General features: G+C 56.7%; 16 protein-coding genes. 7 read left to right on the top strand and 9 right to left on the bottom strand.

The features are described 5' to 3' along the window. Positions 1-43: 43 nt before the first annotated feature. Positions 44-1,156 carry a branched-chain amino acid ABC transporter substrate-binding protein gene (locus tag ACX8ZY_RS01515; RefSeq protein ID WP_459260602.1) on the bottom strand — a complete coding sequence of 371 codons (1,113 nt, stop codon included), beginning with the start codon at positions 1,154-1,156 and terminating at the stop codon, positions 44-46. A 395-nt stretch (positions 1,157-1,551) separates the two neighbouring features. Here ACX8ZY_RS01515 and panM point away from each other — a divergent pair, with 395 nt between their 5' ends. After that, positions 1,552-1,947 (top strand): aspartate 1-decarboxylase autocleavage activator PanM, encoded by a 396-nt coding sequence (panM, locus tag ACX8ZY_RS01510; RefSeq protein ID WP_010253313.1) that lies wholly within the window; start codon positions 1,552-1,554, stop codon positions 1,945-1,947. A gap of 59 nt (positions 1,948-2,006) precedes the next feature. On the opposite strand, the gene rpoH is transcribed toward panM, so the two are convergent. The 4 genes from rpoH to ftsY all read right to left on the bottom strand — a co-directional run bounded on the left by rpoH (position 2,007) and on the right by ftsY (position 6,443). Continuing rightward, a complete protein-coding gene (gene rpoH / locus ACX8ZY_RS01505; RefSeq protein ID WP_010253314.1) occupies positions 2,007-2,864 on the bottom strand; it encodes an RNA polymerase sigma factor RpoH in 858 nt (285 codons plus the stop codon). A 240-nt stretch (positions 2,865-3,104) separates the two neighbouring features. Next, complete coding sequence (gene ftsX, locus ACX8ZY_RS01500) at positions 3,105-4,088, bottom strand: permease-like cell division protein FtsX (protein WP_010253316.1); 984 nt, start codon at positions 4,086-4,088, stop codon at positions 3,105-3,107. Next, complete coding sequence (gene ftsE, locus ACX8ZY_RS01495) at positions 4,078-4,746, bottom strand: cell division ATP-binding protein FtsE (protein ID WP_010253318.1); 669 nt, start codon at positions 4,744-4,746, stop codon at positions 4,078-4,080. The genes ftsX and ftsE overlap by 11 nt, the downstream gene beginning before the upstream one ends. 5 nt (positions 4,747-4,751) lie before the next feature. After that, entirely contained in the window at positions 4,752-6,443 is a 1,692-nt protein-coding gene (ftsY, locus tag ACX8ZY_RS01490; protein WP_250327953.1) for a signal recognition particle-docking protein FtsY, read from the bottom strand. A 232-nt stretch (positions 6,444-6,675) separates the two neighbouring features. Between ftsY and rsmD the strand changes: the two genes are divergently transcribed. Together rsmD and ACX8ZY_RS01480 are read left to right on the top strand one after the other, a co-directional pair. Then, on the top strand, positions 6,676-7,275 hold the full coding sequence (gene rsmD, locus ACX8ZY_RS01485) for a 16S rRNA (guanine(966)-N(2))-methyltransferase (protein ID WP_250489570.1): 600 nt from the start codon (positions 6,676-6,678) through the stop codon (positions 7,273-7,275). After that, complete coding sequence (locus tag ACX8ZY_RS01480; protein ID WP_003852192.1) at positions 7,265-7,537, top strand: DUF1145 family protein; 273 nt, start codon at positions 7,265-7,267, stop codon at positions 7,535-7,537. The genes rsmD and ACX8ZY_RS01480 overlap by 11 nt, the downstream gene beginning before the upstream one ends. Before the next feature lie 26 nt (positions 7,538-7,563). Here ACX8ZY_RS01480 and ACX8ZY_RS01475 read toward each other — a convergent pair whose 3' ends face one another. Beyond that, positions 7,564-7,920: a DUF2500 domain-containing protein gene (locus tag ACX8ZY_RS01475; protein WP_022624010.1), complete on the bottom strand. Its 357-nt coding sequence runs from the start codon at positions 7,918-7,920 to the stop codon at positions 7,564-7,566. Positions 7,921-8,064: 144 nt separating this feature from the next. On the opposite strand from ACX8ZY_RS01475, the gene ACX8ZY_RS01470 reads away from it, so the two are divergent. Together ACX8ZY_RS01470 and ACX8ZY_RS01465 are read left to right on the top strand one after the other, a co-directional pair. Then, complete coding sequence (locus tag ACX8ZY_RS01470) at positions 8,065-8,694, top strand: lysoplasmalogenase (RefSeq protein ID WP_086906610.1); 630 nt, start codon at positions 8,065-8,067, stop codon at positions 8,692-8,694. Between the two features lie 93 nt (positions 8,695-8,787). After that, positions 8,788-11,079, top strand: a complete 2,292-nt coding sequence (locus ACX8ZY_RS01465; protein WP_207254309.1) for a zinc/cadmium/mercury/lead-transporting ATPase — start codon at positions 8,788-8,790, stop codon at positions 11,077-11,079. Between the two features lie 54 nt (positions 11,080-11,133). On the opposite strand, the gene tusA is transcribed toward ACX8ZY_RS01465, so the two are convergent. After that, entirely contained in the window at positions 11,134-11,385 is a 252-nt protein-coding gene (gene tusA / locus ACX8ZY_RS01460) for a sulfurtransferase TusA (RefSeq protein ID WP_010253330.1), read from the bottom strand. A 204-nt stretch (positions 11,386-11,589) separates the two neighbouring features. Here tusA and ACX8ZY_RS01455 point away from each other — a divergent pair, with 204 nt between their 5' ends. Continuing rightward, entirely contained in the window at positions 11,590-12,255 is a 666-nt protein-coding gene (locus ACX8ZY_RS01455) for a 7-cyano-7-deazaguanine/7-aminomethyl-7-deazaguanine transporter (RefSeq protein WP_010253331.1), read from the top strand. A gap of 116 nt (positions 12,256-12,371) precedes the next feature. Next, positions 12,372-12,926, top strand: coding sequence for a DcrB family lipoprotein (locus ACX8ZY_RS01450; protein WP_010253333.1), 555 nt, complete (start codon positions 12,372-12,374; stop codon positions 12,924-12,926). Positions 12,927-12,984: 58 nt separating this feature from the next. Here ACX8ZY_RS01450 and iolE read toward each other — a convergent pair whose 3' ends face one another. Together iolE and ACX8ZY_RS01440 are read right to left on the bottom strand one after the other, a co-directional pair. Further along, positions 12,985-13,881: a myo-inosose-2 dehydratase gene (iolE, locus tag ACX8ZY_RS01445; protein ID WP_033773068.1), complete on the bottom strand. Its 897-nt coding sequence runs from the start codon at positions 13,879-13,881 to the stop codon at positions 12,985-12,987. A gap of 47 nt (positions 13,882-13,928) precedes the next feature. Beyond that, a complete protein-coding gene (locus ACX8ZY_RS01440; protein ID WP_010253336.1) occupies positions 13,929-14,939 on the bottom strand; it encodes a Gfo/Idh/MocA family protein in 1,011 nt (336 codons plus the stop codon). Between the last annotated feature and the right edge of the window lie 48 nt (positions 14,940-14,987).

Raw genomic sequence — 14,987 nt, 5'->3', positions numbered from 1 at the left:
AAACCGGTTAACCGGTCTCCCGCTCACCACAAAACAGCCTGGTTTACTTCACAGCAGTCGAGGTGCCATCGGCATGCCATTTAAAGACGCCGAATTCAAAGCCCTTAAGGTCACCCTTCTCATCCCAGTTAAGGTTGCCCATCACGGTTGGCACCTCGGCACCTTCCTTGAGGTTTTTCACGATAGCGTCCGGCTCAGCGCTCTTGCTGCGCTCCATGCCGGTTGCCAGCGACTGCAGTGCGGCATAGGTGGTCCAGACGAACGGTCCGGTCGGATCCAGTTTCTTCGCTTTCAGCGCTTCCACGATCGGTTTGTTGGTTTCAACCTGGTCATAGCGTTTTGGCAGGGTCACCAGCATGCCTTCAGAAGCGGCACCGGCGATGTTGGACAGCGAGGCGTTACCCACGCCTTCCGGTCCCATAAACTGGGTTTTCAGGCCCGCAGCACGTGCCTGACGCACGATCTGGCCCATTTCCGGGTAGTAACCGCCGAAATAGACGAAATCGACGTTCTCTTTCTTGAAGCGCGCGACCAGCGTAGAGAAATCTTTATCGCCAGCGGTGATACCTTCAAACATCACGATATTAGCGCCCTGCTTTTTCAGGCTCTCCTGTACGGAGCGCGCCAGGCCTTCGCCATACTGCTGTTTGTCATGCACTACGGCGATGCGCTGCGGTTTAAGCTCGCTCATCACATATTTCGCGGCGGTCGGCCCCTGATCGGAGTCGAGACCGGTGGTGCGCATAATCAGTTTATAGCCGCGGGAAGTCAGGTCAGGGGCGGTCGCCGCCGGGGTAATCATCAGCACACCTTCATCTTCATAGATGTCAGAAGCGGGCTGGGTGGATGAAGAGCAGAGATGGCCGATCACGTAGCGGATGCCGTCGTTAATCACCTTGTTCGCTACCGCAACCGCCTGTTTCGGGTCACAGGCGTCGTCATATTTCACCGCAACCAGTTTGTTGCCGTTAACACCGCCTTTGGCGTTGATATCTTCAATTGCCTGAGTCGCACCGGCGAACTGCATGTCGCCGTACTGCGCCACCGGGCCAGACATTGCGCCAACAATCGCCACTTTGATATCTTCAGCCAGCGCCGCATGGCTCATCGCCAGTGCTACACATCCCGCCAGTAATGCGCGACCTTTCATTTTCATCCTGACTACCCCATTTGTTTTGTCGTGTATGTTGTGAGTGTTTGTGCTGTCAGATAAAGTCGAAAACTGATTAAGCATGAATGAGTTAGCGTACTTTTCTGACATTTTTTATTAATAAGGCTTTATTTTTCAGGTTATTAAACAGGAAGTTTCTTCTGTAAATCAACTGACATATTCAGAATTGACTGAGTGAAACAGCATAATACACTGGAGGCAACGGCCGGTTTTTCACCGCTTTGCCAGCGCGTTATGCTGGATTGATCGCACGCTCTCCCTGTTTACAACTATCATCCTGGCATCCCGACCATCTTTTGACCTGTTTTATTGATGAAAATGTGGTAGCACTCTGGTTGTACATTTTCGCTGCACTTTCCCCTGTTACAGAGGTTTTTGTTATGAAGCTCACTATCCAGCGTTTAACCACGCTGACCGCGCAGGACCGCATTGATCTTGGCAAAGTCTGGCCGGATCTGGAGATTGAACAACTGGAGCAGCAGCTGGATGAGCGCCATCGTCTCTATGCTGCCCGTTTTAACGACCGGCTACTGGCGGGTTTGCAGCTGGAAATCGCCGGGATCCACGGCAAAGTTCACCGGCTGTCGGTGCGCGATGTCACGCGCCGACGCGGGGTGGGACAATATTTACTGGAGGAGACGATCAGGCAGAATGGGTCGATAGCGGACTGGTGGATTGCCGATGATGGCAGTGACGATCAGCAGGTGCGGGCAGCCTTTATGCAGGCGTGTGGCTTCAGGGCGCAGAGTGACGGCTGGATAATGGCGGTAGAATAGTCAGGCGCAGAAAAACAAAAAGGGCGACATAAAGTCGCCCCTTAAGATGTCGAAGTGCGTTACGCTTCGATCGCCATACGCAGTTTCTTCATGGCGTTCTTTTCCAGCTGCCGGACACGTTCGGCTGACACGCCGTACTGATCGGCCAGCTCCTGCAGCGTGGTTTTATTGTCTTCGTCCAGCCAGCGGGCGCGAATGATGTGCTGACTACGCTCATCCAGACCTTCCATCGCATAGCTCAGCTTGTCAGCCGCGTGCGCATCCCAGTTATCCTCTTCAATGCCGTCAGCAAAGTCAGAGGTTTTATCCTGAAGATAAAGCACGGGTGCCATAGAGCGGCCTTCGCTGCTCTCGTCGTCGGCAGACATATCAAAGGTCATATCCTGCGCGGCCATACGCGATTCCATTTCACGCACATCTTTGCTGCTTACGCCCAGCTCACGCGCAACCATCTCGACTTCGTCCTGATTGAACCAGCCCAGACGCTGCTTGGTTTTACGCAGGTTAAAGAACAGCTTACGCTGTGCTTTGGTGGTCGCGACTTTCACGATACGCCAGTTACGCAGCACGTATTCGTGAATCTCCGCTTTAATCCAGTGCACGGCAAACGAAACCAGACGCACGCCCACTTCTGGGTTGAAGCGACGTACCGCTTTCATCAGGCCGATATTGCCTTCCTGGACCAGGTCAGCCTGTGGCAGACCGTAGCCGGAGTAATTACGAGCGATATGAACTACAAAGCGTAGGTGAGACAGGATCAGCGTCTTTGCCGCATCCAGATCGCCCTGGTAATGCAGCCGTTCAGCCAACGCTTTTTCCTCTTCTGCCGAGAGCATCGGCCAGGTATTCGCAGCCCGGACGTAAGACTCCAGGTTGCCAAGAGGAGCAATAGCTAAAGTTTGCATTTCTTTGGTCATTCAAACCCTCACAAATTCAGTGGAATTGCCGCACATTTCCCTGCGCAGACGATACATTACGTCAACGTCGCGCGAAATCCGAAAGCAATCTGTGCTACTTAGAGTGGTAAAGTTATCCACAAGTTCAATTATAGCGGTGAATATTTTACACACAGATGACAGGAAGGGAAGAGGGGAAATATCCTCTGCACCCACCATCGGTAGCAGAGGACCATTATAACAAAAAAATGTTGCAGGCGTTTACTGCGGCGTAAATCGACGTAAATGTTGTACCGTTGCCAGCCACGCAGCCACCCAGCCGATGATCGCCGCAATCAGTAACAGCAGCAGCGCCTCATCCCAGGAGAAGCCTTCCAGCGAGAAGGTGGTACCAAATACCGTCGCTACACTGGCAACAACGGACTGCAGACGCAGCACCAGCACTTCCGACAGCAGCAGCGACAGCACCGCCCCGCTGAAGCCCAGCAGCGCCCCGCCATAGAGGAACGGACGCAGGATAAAGCCGTCAGTGGCACCAATCAGCTTCTGCACGTTAATGGTGTCGCGTCGGGCAAAGATGCTGAGCCGGACGCTGTTACCGATCACCAGGAACACTGCCACGATCATCAGCACGCCAATCATTGAAGCGATCTGCCCCACCAGCCCGGTCAGCGCCGCCAGCCGCGCAAACCAGCTATCATCCATACGCACTTCATCCACGCCCTGCACTTTGGTTACCCGATCGCGCAGGCTTTGCATGGTGTCTGAGTTCTGGAAATTGAGCTTAGGTGTGATGATGGCCACCGCAGGCAGCGGATTCTGCTCCAGCATATCCATTGCGCCGCCAAAGCCTGACCAGTTGCGGAACTCGTTCAGCGCCTCTTCCCGCGTCAGGTAGTTGACGTTATCCACGCCTTCGACCTGCTTGAGCTGCGCCACCACGTTTTCTGCCGCCGTGTCATCCAGCGTTTTGGAGAGATAAACGGTTAACTGCGGCGCCGGATACCACTGCGTTGCCGCCTGGCTGACGTTTTTCCATACCATGTAGCAGACGCTGGGCAGCGTCAGTGAAATGGCGATGACCATCACCGTCAGCAGGGTTGCCAGCGGCTGACGCCACATATCAGAAAGCGTACCGCGCAGCGCATAGCGCCACTGCTCCTGCCAGCCGCCTTTCAGCGCTTTACTCTTCGACTGCTGCTTCGCTTTCGGCGCAGCCGGACGTTTAATGCGTTTATTGACCATCGTGGCCTCCGTGCAGACGTCCCTGATTCAGCGTCATCATCCGGTAGTTGCGTCGGGCGATAAGACCGCTGTCATGCGTCGCCATCAGGACGGTGACGCCGACGCGGTTAAACTCTTCGAACAGGCGCAGAATATCTTCTGACAGCGCGTCGTCAAGGTTACCGGTCGGTTCATCGGCCAGCAGCACGGCTGGCTTGTTCACCACCGCACGGGCGATGCCCACACGCTGCTGTTCACCGCCAGAAAGCTGAATCGGATAACTTTTCGCTTTGTCGAGCAGACCCACTTTATCCAGTGCCGCCGAAACGCGACGACGAATGTCTTCGCCGCTGGCACCGGAGATAATCAGCGGGATCGCCACATTTTCATAAACCGAACGATCCATCAGCAGGTGGTGATCCTGGAAAATCATGCCGATCTGACGACGCAGGAAAGGCACCTCGCTGTTACGCAGGCGGGAAATGTCATGGCCGCTGAACCAGATTTTTCCGGCACTCGGGCGCTCAATGCCACAAATCAGCTTCAGCAAGGTACTTTTACCGGCACCGGAGTGGCCGGTCAGAAACGCCATTTCGCCGGGACGCAGACGGAAATCTACCCCCTGCAGCGCCTGACGTCCGCCGAGATATGCCTTACTGACCTCTTCAAAGCGAATCATCCTAATTAGTCCTCTCGGGCAAACAGTGCCTCAATAAAATCTTCCGCCTTAAACGGCCGTAAATCTTCAATGCCTTCACCGACACCAATGTAGCGAATCGGAATACCGAACTGATCGGCCACCGAGAAGATCACGCCGCCTTTGGCGGTGCCATCCAGCTTGGTGAGCGCAATCCCGGTCACGCCAACGGCTTCGTTAAACAGTCGGGCCTGGCTGACCGCATTCTGTCCGGTGCTGGCATCCAGCGTCAGCATCACTTCGTGTGGCGCTGAATCATCCAGTTTCTTCATCACGCGGGTGATTTTTTTCAGCTCTTCCATCAGGTGCGATTTGTTCTGCAGACGACCCGCGGTATCGGCAATCAGCACGTCAACGCCACGCGATTTAGCCGCCTGAATAGCATCGAAGATCACCGAAGCGGAATCTGCACCGGTGTGCTGAGCAATCACCGGAATGTTATTGCGCTGGCCCCACACCTGCAGCTGCTCAACAGCCGCGGCGCGGAAGGTATCACCAGCCGCTAACATCACGGATTTGCCTTCAGCCTGATACTGGCGCGCCAGTTTACCGATGGTGGTGGTTTTACCTACACCATTGACGCCAACCATCAGGATCACAAACGGCGTTTTGCCTGAGACGTCCAGTGGCGCGTCCACTTTCGCCAGAATCGAGGCCATCTCCGCTTTCAGCAGGCCGAAGAGCGCTTCCGCGTCACGCAGCTGCTTGCGGTTTGCCTGCTGGGTCAGATGCGTGATGATGCGGCGAGTGGTATCCACACCCACATCCGCAATCAGCAGCTGCTCTTCCAGCTCGTCAAACAGCTCATCATCAATCTTTTTGCCACGGAACAGGCTGATAAAACCGGAACCGAGGTTCTGACGGGTTTTCACCAGGCTGCGCTTCAGGCGGGCAAAGAAGCCCTCTTTGCTGGGACGCTCCTGCTCCTGCACGATGAGTGGCGCGGCGGCCAGCGGGAGATCGCTGACGGTATCGGATAATGTCTCTGCCGGTTCCGCGTCGGTGACTTCGGCTTCGCCCAGTGCCAGTGCGGTCAGCTCTTCCTCGGTGAGCGGTGCTTCCGCTTCGCTGTCCGGGGTTTCAACGATCGCAGCTTCGTCCGGCGTCAGCGCTTCATCGCTTAACGGCGCTTCGGCTTCGCTGTGCGGGGTTTCAACGATCCCGGCGTCATCCAGCGCCAGCGCGGTCAGCTCTTCTTCGCTTAACGGCGCGTCCGCTTCGCTGTCCGGGGTTTCAACGATCGGGGCGTCGCCCAGTGCCAGGGCGGTCAGCTCTTCTTCGCTTAACGGCGCATCGGCGGGTTCCGCATCAACGGCTGGTTTTACCACGTCGTCGGCGTCGATAACCGGCGTCGCGTCATGTTCAGGTGCGGCGATTTCCAGTAGCGCTTCAGGATCGGCCTCAATCGGCGCAGCTTCATCCAGCACCATGGGTGCTGACTCGTGCGGCGCTGCCGCGGTGACTTCCGCCTCACGCTGCTGCCCGGCCACCGTTTCGGTGATAACGACAGTCTCTTCCGCTTGCGCTTCAGCCTGGCTTAATGCCGGGGCGTCCTGTTCTGCCTGCTGCTCTGCGGGTTCTGCGACCTCTTGTGTCTGCTCCTCCGCTACAGGTTGTTTCTCTTCCTCTTTGCCAAATCCCAGCCAGGAAAAAAAGCCACGTTTTTTCTCTTTTGCCATTGTGTGACGACACTCCTCGATGGCTTTGTCCCGGTCGCGCGTGGTTTCCAGGGGTAAATCAATGAAAGTTGGTCAGCGCCAGACCGGCGTAAACCGCAGAATAATGCATGACTTCAGCAACTCAGTAGTCTAACACTTTCCAGCCAGCTCACCACAGCACCCTTTTTTAACGTTTCTTCTCACCGATTCGCCCGTTAAACTACGCAACAAATTATGACGAGTTGTGAGCAAGATGAATAAAAACCCCCGCAGTACAGGCGGTGCCGGGCAGATTCGCATCATTGGCGGCCAGTGGCGCGGACGCAAACTGCCGGTGCCGGACAGCGCCGGACTGCGCCCGACCACCGATCGGGTACGTGAGACGCTGTTTAACTGGCTGGCCCCGGTGCTGCCAGAGGCGCGCTGCCTCGACTGCTTTGCCGGTAGCGGCGCATTAGGACTGGAAGCCCTGTCGCGTTACGCGGGATCGGCAACGCTGCTGGAGCTGGAACGTCCGGTGGCGCAGCAGCTGACAAAAAATCTGCAGACGTTGCGCGCCAGTAATGGCACCGTGATTCAGACCAATGCGTTAAACTGGCTGGCACAGCAAGGTGAACCGTTCGATGTGGTGTTTATCGATCCGCCGTTTCGTCAGGGATTGCTGGAACAGACGTTACAGCTGCTGGAGCAGAATCACTGGCTGGCCGATCAGGCGCTGATTTACGTCGAAAGTGAAGTGGAAAATGGCGCACCGCCGGTGCCGCCAGAGTGGGATCTTTATCGCGAGAAAATAGCCGGACAAGTGGCTTATCGTTTGTATCAACGTCAACAGGAGACGCAGGATGTTACTTAATTTGGGGCGTCTGTTGATGCTATGCGTATGGGGATTTCTGCTGGCTAACCTGGTTCATCCCTACCCGAAACCGCTGACTTATTTTATCAACGTTGCGCTGATTTTCATGATCCTGATGCATGGCCTGCAGCTGGTGTTACTGCGCACCACGCAGACCAAAGATGCGCCGCCGATTGACCGCGTCACCCAGGCCAAAGTGTTTCTGTTCGGGGTGTTCGAACTGGTCGCCTGGCAGAAGAAAAACTTCCCACGCAAGAAATAATTCCGGGCGGGCGCACTGCCCGCCGGTTACTGCCGGGGTGTGAAGCTGATAAAGCGCGTGCCCTGCATCTTCAGTTCACCTCTGGCGCCCTTGTCCAGCTGATGATATTCCGCCTCTTTAAGCTGCACTTTGATGTCGCTGGCACCGTTAAGCGGGTGAAACAGCACCTCGTAGCGCATCTCTTCCCCGGCGATCACTTCCCGCTGCCGCGAACGGCGATTGGGTGCAGGAAATTCACGTTTGGTTTTGACCTCAGCCTGCAGAGAACGCTCGGGTGAAGCGTCATTCACCGCCACTTCCCGGCGTTGCTTAATGAACTGACGGGTCGCCAGCACGGCGATAATCGCCAGAACGATGATAAAGATTAGCGGCGGTTTGCTCATAGCGTTCTTGTGCCTGCAGGATGATTAATCAGGCGGCAAAGCATACAACCAGAGTTGCCTGATTGTCACATCTCAGAGGCTTAACCTAAACTGGAAGGGATATTTTGGGATCTTTCACCATTTTGAACAAAAAAGGGAGAAACAATGCTCTGGTCTTTCCTCGCTGTACTTTTCTCCGGCTGGCTCTATGTCGACGCCACCTATCGCGGCCCGCAATGGCAACGCTGGTTATTTAAGCCGGTCACGCTGCTGCTGCTTGTCGGGCTGGCCTGGCAGGCACCGGTGCTGCAGACTACGGACTACCTGATTCTGGCCGGTCTGGTCGCGACGCTGGTCGGTGATGCGTTAACGCTGCTGCCACGTCAGCAGATGCTCTATGCCATCGGGGCTTTCTTCCTGTCGCACCTGCTTTATACCCTCTGCTTCGCCGCCAGCATGACCATGACCTTCTTCTGGCCAATTCCGCTGACGCTGCTCATCATCGGTGCCGCCCTGATTGGCGTCATCTGGAGCCGACTGGAAGATCTGCGCTGGCCTGTCTGCACCTTTATCGGCATGACGCTGGTGATGACCTGGATAGCGACCGAGCAGTACTTCTTCCGCCCGACCGATTACAGCTTCTCGATCATGGTGGGTGCCGGTCTGCTGCTGCTGGCAAACGCCGTCTGGTTTATCTCACACTATCGTCGCCGCTTTACCGCCGACAGCGCGATTGTCGCCGCCTGCTACTTCGCCGGTCACTTTATGATCGTGCGCTCGTTGTGGGTCGTCTGAAAAAATAGCCTTGACTCTGGAGTTCACTCCAGAGTGTAGGATAAGGGATGGGCTGCGTTGCTCATCCCACTATCCTTACACTCTGGAGGTCATATGCATCAACATCACGCCTGTGGCTGCGGCAAACCCCGTGCCAGTCACGCCGCAGCAAAACCGCTGTGCCAGGTTCGCCAGGCCCGCCCCCTCTCCCTTTCTATCCACGCCGCGACGCCTGTACCTGCCGAGACGGCAGGCTGTTGCTGTGACAGTCACTGCAGCTCTGGCAACGACGCCGACACCGCTGAGGAAAGCGACCGGCGAGGTGCCGACAGTTATCCCTTTAGCTGGCAGGTCAGCGGGATGGATTGCCCGTCGTGTGCCCGCACCATTGAAACCGCTGTCCGTCAGGTGAGTGGCGTGACCGATGCCCGTGTCTTGTTCAGCAGCGAGAAACTGGTGGTCAACGCTGACCAGGACGTACAAAACGCCGTTGAACAGGCGGTGAAAAAAGCCGGATTCCAGCTCGCAACCCCATCAGCCACGTCGGCCACATCCCCCGCTACGCCGGGCTGGCAGCATAACCGGATGCTGATTTTGCTGGCGCTGCTGGTGCTTGCCAGTAGCATTCTCAGCCAGTTCGCGCCCGCGTGGGGCGATCGGCTGTTTGTGCTGACCACGCTGGTCGGCCTGGTCCCGGTGGCGCGCGGTGCCTGGCAGCGTCTGCGCAGCGGATCGCCTTTTACTATTGAGACATTAATGACGCTGGCGTCAGCTGGCGCACTGATTATTGGCGCACACGCTGAAGCCGCGATGGTGCTGGTGTTGTTTCAGCTGGGCGAACAGCTGGAAAGCTATGCCGCTTCCAGGGCGCGCAGCGGCGTTACCAGCCTGATGGCGTTGCGGCCTGAATCGGCGATCCGTCTTGAACAGGGCAAACGTACTGAGGTACCGCTCGCAGCGCTGCAACCCGGCGATGTGATTGAAGTCGCGGCGGGCAGCCGCTTGCCGGTCGATGGCAGCTTAATCAGCCCGCTTGCCAGTTTCGATGAGAGCGCGCTAACCGGTGAATCACTGCCGGTAACGCGGGCCAGCGGCGAAAAAATCCTCGCCGGTGCTACCAGCGTTGATCGCCTAGTGATGCTGGAAGTGGTGTCGAAGCCGGGTGAAAGCGCGATCGACCGTATCCTGCAGCTGATTGAAGAAGCGGAAACGCATCGTGCGCCGGTCGAACGCTTTATCGACCAGTTCAGCCGTATTTACACGCCGCTGGTCATGCTGCTGTCGCTGCTGGTGATGGTGGTGCCGCCACTGCTCGGCGCAGGCGACTGGCAGCCGTGGATCTACAAAGGGCTGACACTGCTGTTGATTGGCTGCCCCTGTGCACTGGTGATCTCCACGCCTGCCGCCATTACCTCCGGGCTGGCTGCAGCGGCGCGACAGGGCGCACTGATCAAAGGCGGTGCGGCGCTGGAGCGGCTGAGTTCGGTGCGCAGAATGGCGTTTGATAAAACCGGTACTCTGACGCTGGGCAAGCCGCAGCTGACGCAGATCCTGCGCTTTGGCACGGCCAGCGAGTCAGAGATGCTGGCGCTGAGCGCCGCTGCGGAACAGGGTGCCACCCATCCGCTGGCCAGCGCTATCGTGGCGGCCGCGCAGGCGCGTGATCTGGTGATTCCTGACGCGCAGGATCAGCAGGTGCAGGCGGGACGCGGCATCAGCGCGAAAGTCGCTGGCCAGCAGATTCAGCTGCTGACGCCCGGCCATGCACCCGGTCTGACGCCGCAGCAAAATGCGCAGATAGCGCAACAGGAAGCTGAAGGTGAAACCCTGGTGGTGCTGATGCGCGATGGCGAAGCGCTGGGTGCGCTGGCTCTGCGCGATCAGTTGCGCGACGACGCCGTCGAGGCGTTAAAGGCGCTGAAAAAGCTGGGTATTGAGAGCCTGATGCTGACCGGCGACAATCCGCGCGCTGCGGCGACCATTGCCCGCCAGCTCGATATTGATTATCGCGCCAGTCTGCTGCCCGCCGATAAAGTCGCGGCGATCCGCGAACTGAGTCAGCAACAGCCGCTGGCGATGGTCGGGGATGGCATTAACGACGCGCCAGCAATGAAAGCGGCAACGCTGGGCATTGCGATGGGCAGCGGCACCGATGTGGCGCTGGAAGCGGCCGATGCTGCCCTGACGCGTAATCAGCTCAGCAATCTGGCTCCGATGATTGCGCTGGCACGCCGGACTCGGCGCATCATCCGTCAGAATATCGGTATTGCGCTGGGGCTAAAGGCGATTTTCCTGGTCACAACCCTGCTGGGTCTGACCGGACTCTGGCTGGCGGTGCTGGCAGATTCGGGTGCGACCGCGCTGGTCACCGCCAACGCGCTGCGGTTACTGCGTCGCCGCGCCTGAGCAGGCGGCTTCTGATCTGAAGAGTGAGGTTAACGGCGGCCTGTACGGCTGTCGTCAACCCGCCATGCCTTTGCGGATCAGAAACTGATAGGGCAGCGTGTCGGTTTGCTGCGCCAGCAAGCCATGTTCCATAAAGCGGCAGAAGCCGGGAATATCGCGCGTGGTGGCCGGATCATCGGCGATGATCAGCAACGTCTCGCCATCCTGCAGGCTGCGTACGGTTTTGCGCACCATCATCACCGGCTCCGGGCAACGCAGGCCACGGGCATCCAGCTGATGGTCGGCAGAGGAAAAAGCATCGCTCATAATCAACTCGGTTCAGGTAAGGGGCGCTCATTCTAGCGCGTGCTGGCGGTGAAGCAAGGCGATAACGATTGCGCTAAAATTAACCATTGCATAAAAAGCACAACGCGGTAAGATGCCGCCGCTTTTTGCTCATAAAACTGCCAGGCGCTGCCCGAACGGCGTCCCGCAATGGGTTCCCTCACCCCAACATTAAAAAGGTTGAATATGCTCGCATTTTCTTCGCGTCAGCGCATGCATGCGCTTTTCTGGTTATCGCTGTTTCACCTGCTGGTGATCACTTCGAGTAACTATCTGGTTCAGTTGCCTATTTCAGTGTTTGGCTTCCACACCACCTGGGGTGCATTCAGCTTCCCGTTTATCTTCCTGGCGACCGACCTCACCGTGCGTATTTTTGGCGCACCGCTGGCCCGACGCATTATTCTGGCCGTGATGATCCCGGCGCTGTTTATCTCTTACAGTGTCTCGGCGCTGTTCTATCAGGGTGAATGGCAGGGCTGGCAGGCACTGGAAGTGATGAATCTGTTTGTTGCCCGTATCGCCTGCGCCAGCTTTATGGCTTACGCGCTGGGTCAGATCCTCGACGTTCACGTGTTCAACCGTCTGCGTCGCCTGCCACAGTGGTGGATTGCGCCGGGCTGCGCCATGTTCCTCGGGAATATCAGCGATACGCTGGCCTTCTTCTTTATCGCCTTCTATAAAAGCCCCGATGCGTTTATGGCGCAGCACTGGGTTGAGATTGCCCTGGTGGATTACAGCTTCAAAGTGCTGATCTGCATGGTCTTCTTCCTGCCCGCCTACGGCGTGCTGCTCAACGCGGCGCTGAAGCGTCTGGCTGAACGCCAGACCGCCCGCCAGGTCAATTTCGGCTAAGCGCCCATACGGTTTCCACTACTATCCGCTAAGATCTTCTGACAATCATCAGGTTGCGTTTGCAACCTGATTCCTGTTGTATTAATGCCTGACTGGAAACTTAAAAAGGGATTCTGATGCGCAACCTGGTGAAATATGTAGGAATGGGTTTACTGGTACTCGGCTTAGCAGCCTGTGACCAGAAGAAAGATGAAGCGGCGAATGACAACGGCGTCAGCGCCAGTCAGTCGGCGCAAACCGTCACGCTGATGGATGGCAAACTGAGCTTCTCGCTGCCACCAGGCATGTCCGATAAAAGCGGTAAACTGGGTTCGCAGACCACTAACATGCACGTTTATGCGGATGAAACCGGTGCCCGCGCCATTATTGTGATTGCCGGTGACCCGACCAATGATGGGCTGGATGTGCTGTCGCAGCGCATGGAACAGCAGCAGCGTAACCGCGATCCGCAGTTGCAGGTGGTGTCGAACAAATCTGTGACGCTGAAAGATCAGCCCGCACAGCAGCTGGATACGGTGATTTCTGCCAACAACCAGACCTCATGGTCTTCGGTGGTTCTGGCGAAAGTGGATGGCAAACTGGTGACGCTGCAGATTACGCTGCCAGGTGATAATCAGCAGCAGGCGCAGAGCGATGCTGACAACATCGTGAAAAGCATTACACTGAAGTAAACCAGACGGCTGGCTTCCCTGCACGGCGGGAAAGCCAGCCTTCGGTCAGAAGGGCTTTTTATAAACCTGCATTCTCGCGAATATATTTCCGCGCTTTCACCGCATATTCAAACGGATTGGCCAGTGCCGGATCCTGCTCCGCTTCAACCACCATCCAGCCTTTATAGCCGTAATCATCCAGGATTTTGAACACCGGTCTGAAGTCGATCACGCCATCGCCCGGTACGGTAAAGGTGCCCTTTTTCACTCCTTCCAGGAACGAGAGATGTTTCTCACGCACCTCGGCGACCACCTCATCACGCACATCCTTAAGATGCACGTGGAAGATGCGCGGCAGATATTTCTCCAGTACCGCCAGCATCTTCTGCTGGGAGCCTTCGGAGTAGTAGACGTGGCCGGTGTCATAGAGCAAACCGACCTGCTCGTCGGTCATCTCCATAAACCGGTCAATCTCTTCAGTGGTCTGAATGCCGGTGCCCATGTGGTGATGCAGCGTCACGCGCATCCCCTTCTCCGCCGCGATGCGGGCCAGTTCGTTGTAGCCTTCCGCGGTTAACTGCCACTCTTCATCGCTGAAAATGGCCTTCTCTTCAAACACCGCAAGCCCGGTGCCCTGAATACTTTTGCTCTGCTCGGAACAGCCAATCACCCGCGCGCCCATCGCATGCAGGAAGTTCATATGCTCGATGAACTGTTCGATAGTTTTCTGTTTGTCGCCGTTGGCGAAAAAGGTGCTGAACCAGGCGTTGCAGATCTCGATGCCGCGAATGTCGAGCATCGGTTTCAGAATCGCCGGATCGCGGGGATATTTGCTGCCTACTTCGCTGCCGGTAAAGCCAGCCAGCGCCATCTCACTGACGGTTTGCTGGAAGGTATTCTCACTGCCGAGATCCGGCATGTCATCGTTGGTCCAGCCGATCGGGGCGATCGCCAGTTTTACATTCTCTTTGTTCATTATCTTATTCCCAGGCGTAGAGCGGCCATGCCGCATAGACAGCTAAATCAGTTATAGAAAGCAGGACGCGGCGGCATCTCTACCGGCTCAATCGCACCACTGTTCTGCGCTTTAATGCAGGCATCGGCGGCGACTGAGGCGGCAAAGCCATCCCAGGCAGAAGGACCGGTCAACTGGCCCGCTTTGATGTCGTTGATAAACGCCTGAAGCTCAACGTCATACGCCTCGATAAAGCGATCTTTCCAGTCCACCAGAATGGTGTTCGACAGGCGGGCCTCTTTGCGCAGCTGCACCGAAGAGGGCTCTGGCAGGCGGGCAATCCCCTCTTCACCCACCACTTCACACTGAATGTCATAGCCGTAAGCGCAGTTAACGAAGATCTCGACGTCAATGCGAACCCCTTTCTGGGTTTCGAACAGCACGATCTGCGGATCTTTCAGCTGACTGTGTGACTTCGAGGTAACGCGCGGGAAGACTACCTGCACCGTTTTATAGTCATCGTTTGTCAGCCAGCGCAGCACATCCAGCTCGTGGATCAGGGTGTTGGTGATCGCCATCGGCGTGGTGTAGTTCTCCGGCACGGTCGGGTTGCGGTGCGCGCAGTGCAGCATCAGCGGCTCACCGATATCGCCATCAGTGATCACTTTTTTCAGTGCACGGTAGCCCGCATCGTAAGGACGCATAAAGCCGACCTGCACCAGGCGTTTACCCGCCTGAATCTCTGCATCCACGACCCGGCGGCAGCCCTCAGCGCTCATCGCCAGCGGCTTCTCACAGAACACCGGTTTACCGGCGGCAATCGCCGCTAAGGTGAACTCTTCATGGGTCGGATCCCATGAGGTGACCAGCACCGCATCAACATCCGGAGACTGAATCACGTCGTGTCCATTTTCGAATACCTCCGCCTCAATATTCAGGCGTTGCAGTGCGGCACGCGCGCCTTCGACATTAATGTCAGAGACGGCAACCACCTGTGCACCCTGCAACACATGGCTGCAGCGACGAATATGTTCCTGACCAATTGCACCTGTACCGATGACGCCAAGTTTCAAAGTCATAATTACACCTGTGTAGGGTTCGTACGGAGAAGAGCAAAACGGGCCGTG

It is taken from the genome of Pantoea sp. XAF26B01_ASV70 (assembly GCF_054512635.1).
Note: the sequence above shows the minus strand (reverse complement) of the source record. Positions and strands in the feature narration are given on the sequence as shown.

What these genes read in the sequence shown, in the direction of transcription:
- ACX8ZY_RS01480 (WP_003852192.1), top strand. Translation starts at nt 7,265, where the DNA reads ATGTTACTTAATTTGGGGCGTCTGTTGATGCTATGCGTATGGGGATTT.
- rsmD (WP_250489570.1), top strand. Translation starts at nt 6,676, where the DNA reads ATGAATAAAAACCCCCGCAGTACAGGCGGTGCCGGGCAGATTCGCATC.
- ACX8ZY_RS01450 (WP_010253333.1), top strand. Translation starts at nt 12,372, where the DNA reads ATGCGCAACCTGGTGAAATATGTAGGAATGGGTTTACTGGTACTCGGC.
- ftsE (WP_010253318.1), bottom strand. Translation starts at nt 4,746, where the DNA reads ATGATTCGCTTTGAAGAGGTCAGTAAGGCATATCTCGGCGGACGTCAG.
- ACX8ZY_RS01475 (WP_022624010.1), bottom strand. Translation starts at nt 7,920, where the DNA reads ATGAGCAAACCGCCGCTAATCTTTATCATCGTTCTGGCGATTATCGCC.
- ftsY (WP_250327953.1), bottom strand. Translation starts at nt 6,443, where the DNA reads ATGGCAAAAGAGAAAAAACGTGGCTTTTTTTCCTGGCTGGGATTTGGC.
- ACX8ZY_RS01515 (WP_459260602.1), bottom strand. Translation starts at nt 1,156, where the DNA reads ATGAAAATGAAAGGTCGCGCATTACTGGCGGGATGTGTAGCACTGGCG.
- panM (WP_010253313.1), top strand. Translation starts at nt 1,552, where the DNA reads ATGAAGCTCACTATCCAGCGTTTAACCACGCTGACCGCGCAGGACCGC.
- ACX8ZY_RS01455 (WP_010253331.1), top strand. Translation starts at nt 11,590, where the DNA reads ATGCTCGCATTTTCTTCGCGTCAGCGCATGCATGCGCTTTTCTGGTTA.
- rpoH (WP_010253314.1), bottom strand. Translation starts at nt 2,864, where the DNA reads ATGACCAAAGAAATGCAAACTTTAGCTATTGCTCCTCTTGGCAACCTG.
- iolE (WP_033773068.1), bottom strand. Translation starts at nt 13,881, where the DNA reads ATGAACAAAGAGAATGTAAAACTGGCGATCGCCCCGATCGGCTGGACC.
- ACX8ZY_RS01470 (WP_086906610.1), top strand. Translation starts at nt 8,065, where the DNA reads ATGCTCTGGTCTTTCCTCGCTGTACTTTTCTCCGGCTGGCTCTATGTC.
- ACX8ZY_RS01440 (WP_010253336.1), bottom strand. Translation starts at nt 14,939, where the DNA reads ATGACTTTGAAACTTGGCGTCATCGGTACAGGTGCAATTGGTCAGGAA.
- ftsX (WP_010253316.1), bottom strand. Translation starts at nt 4,088, where the DNA reads ATGGTCAATAAACGCATTAAACGTCCGGCTGCGCCGAAAGCGAAGCAG.
- ACX8ZY_RS01465 (WP_207254309.1), top strand. Translation starts at nt 8,788, where the DNA reads ATGCATCAACATCACGCCTGTGGCTGCGGCAAACCCCGTGCCAGTCAC.
- tusA (WP_010253330.1), bottom strand. Translation starts at nt 11,385, where the DNA reads ATGAGCGATGCTTTTTCCTCTGCCGACCATCAGCTGGATGCCCGTGGC.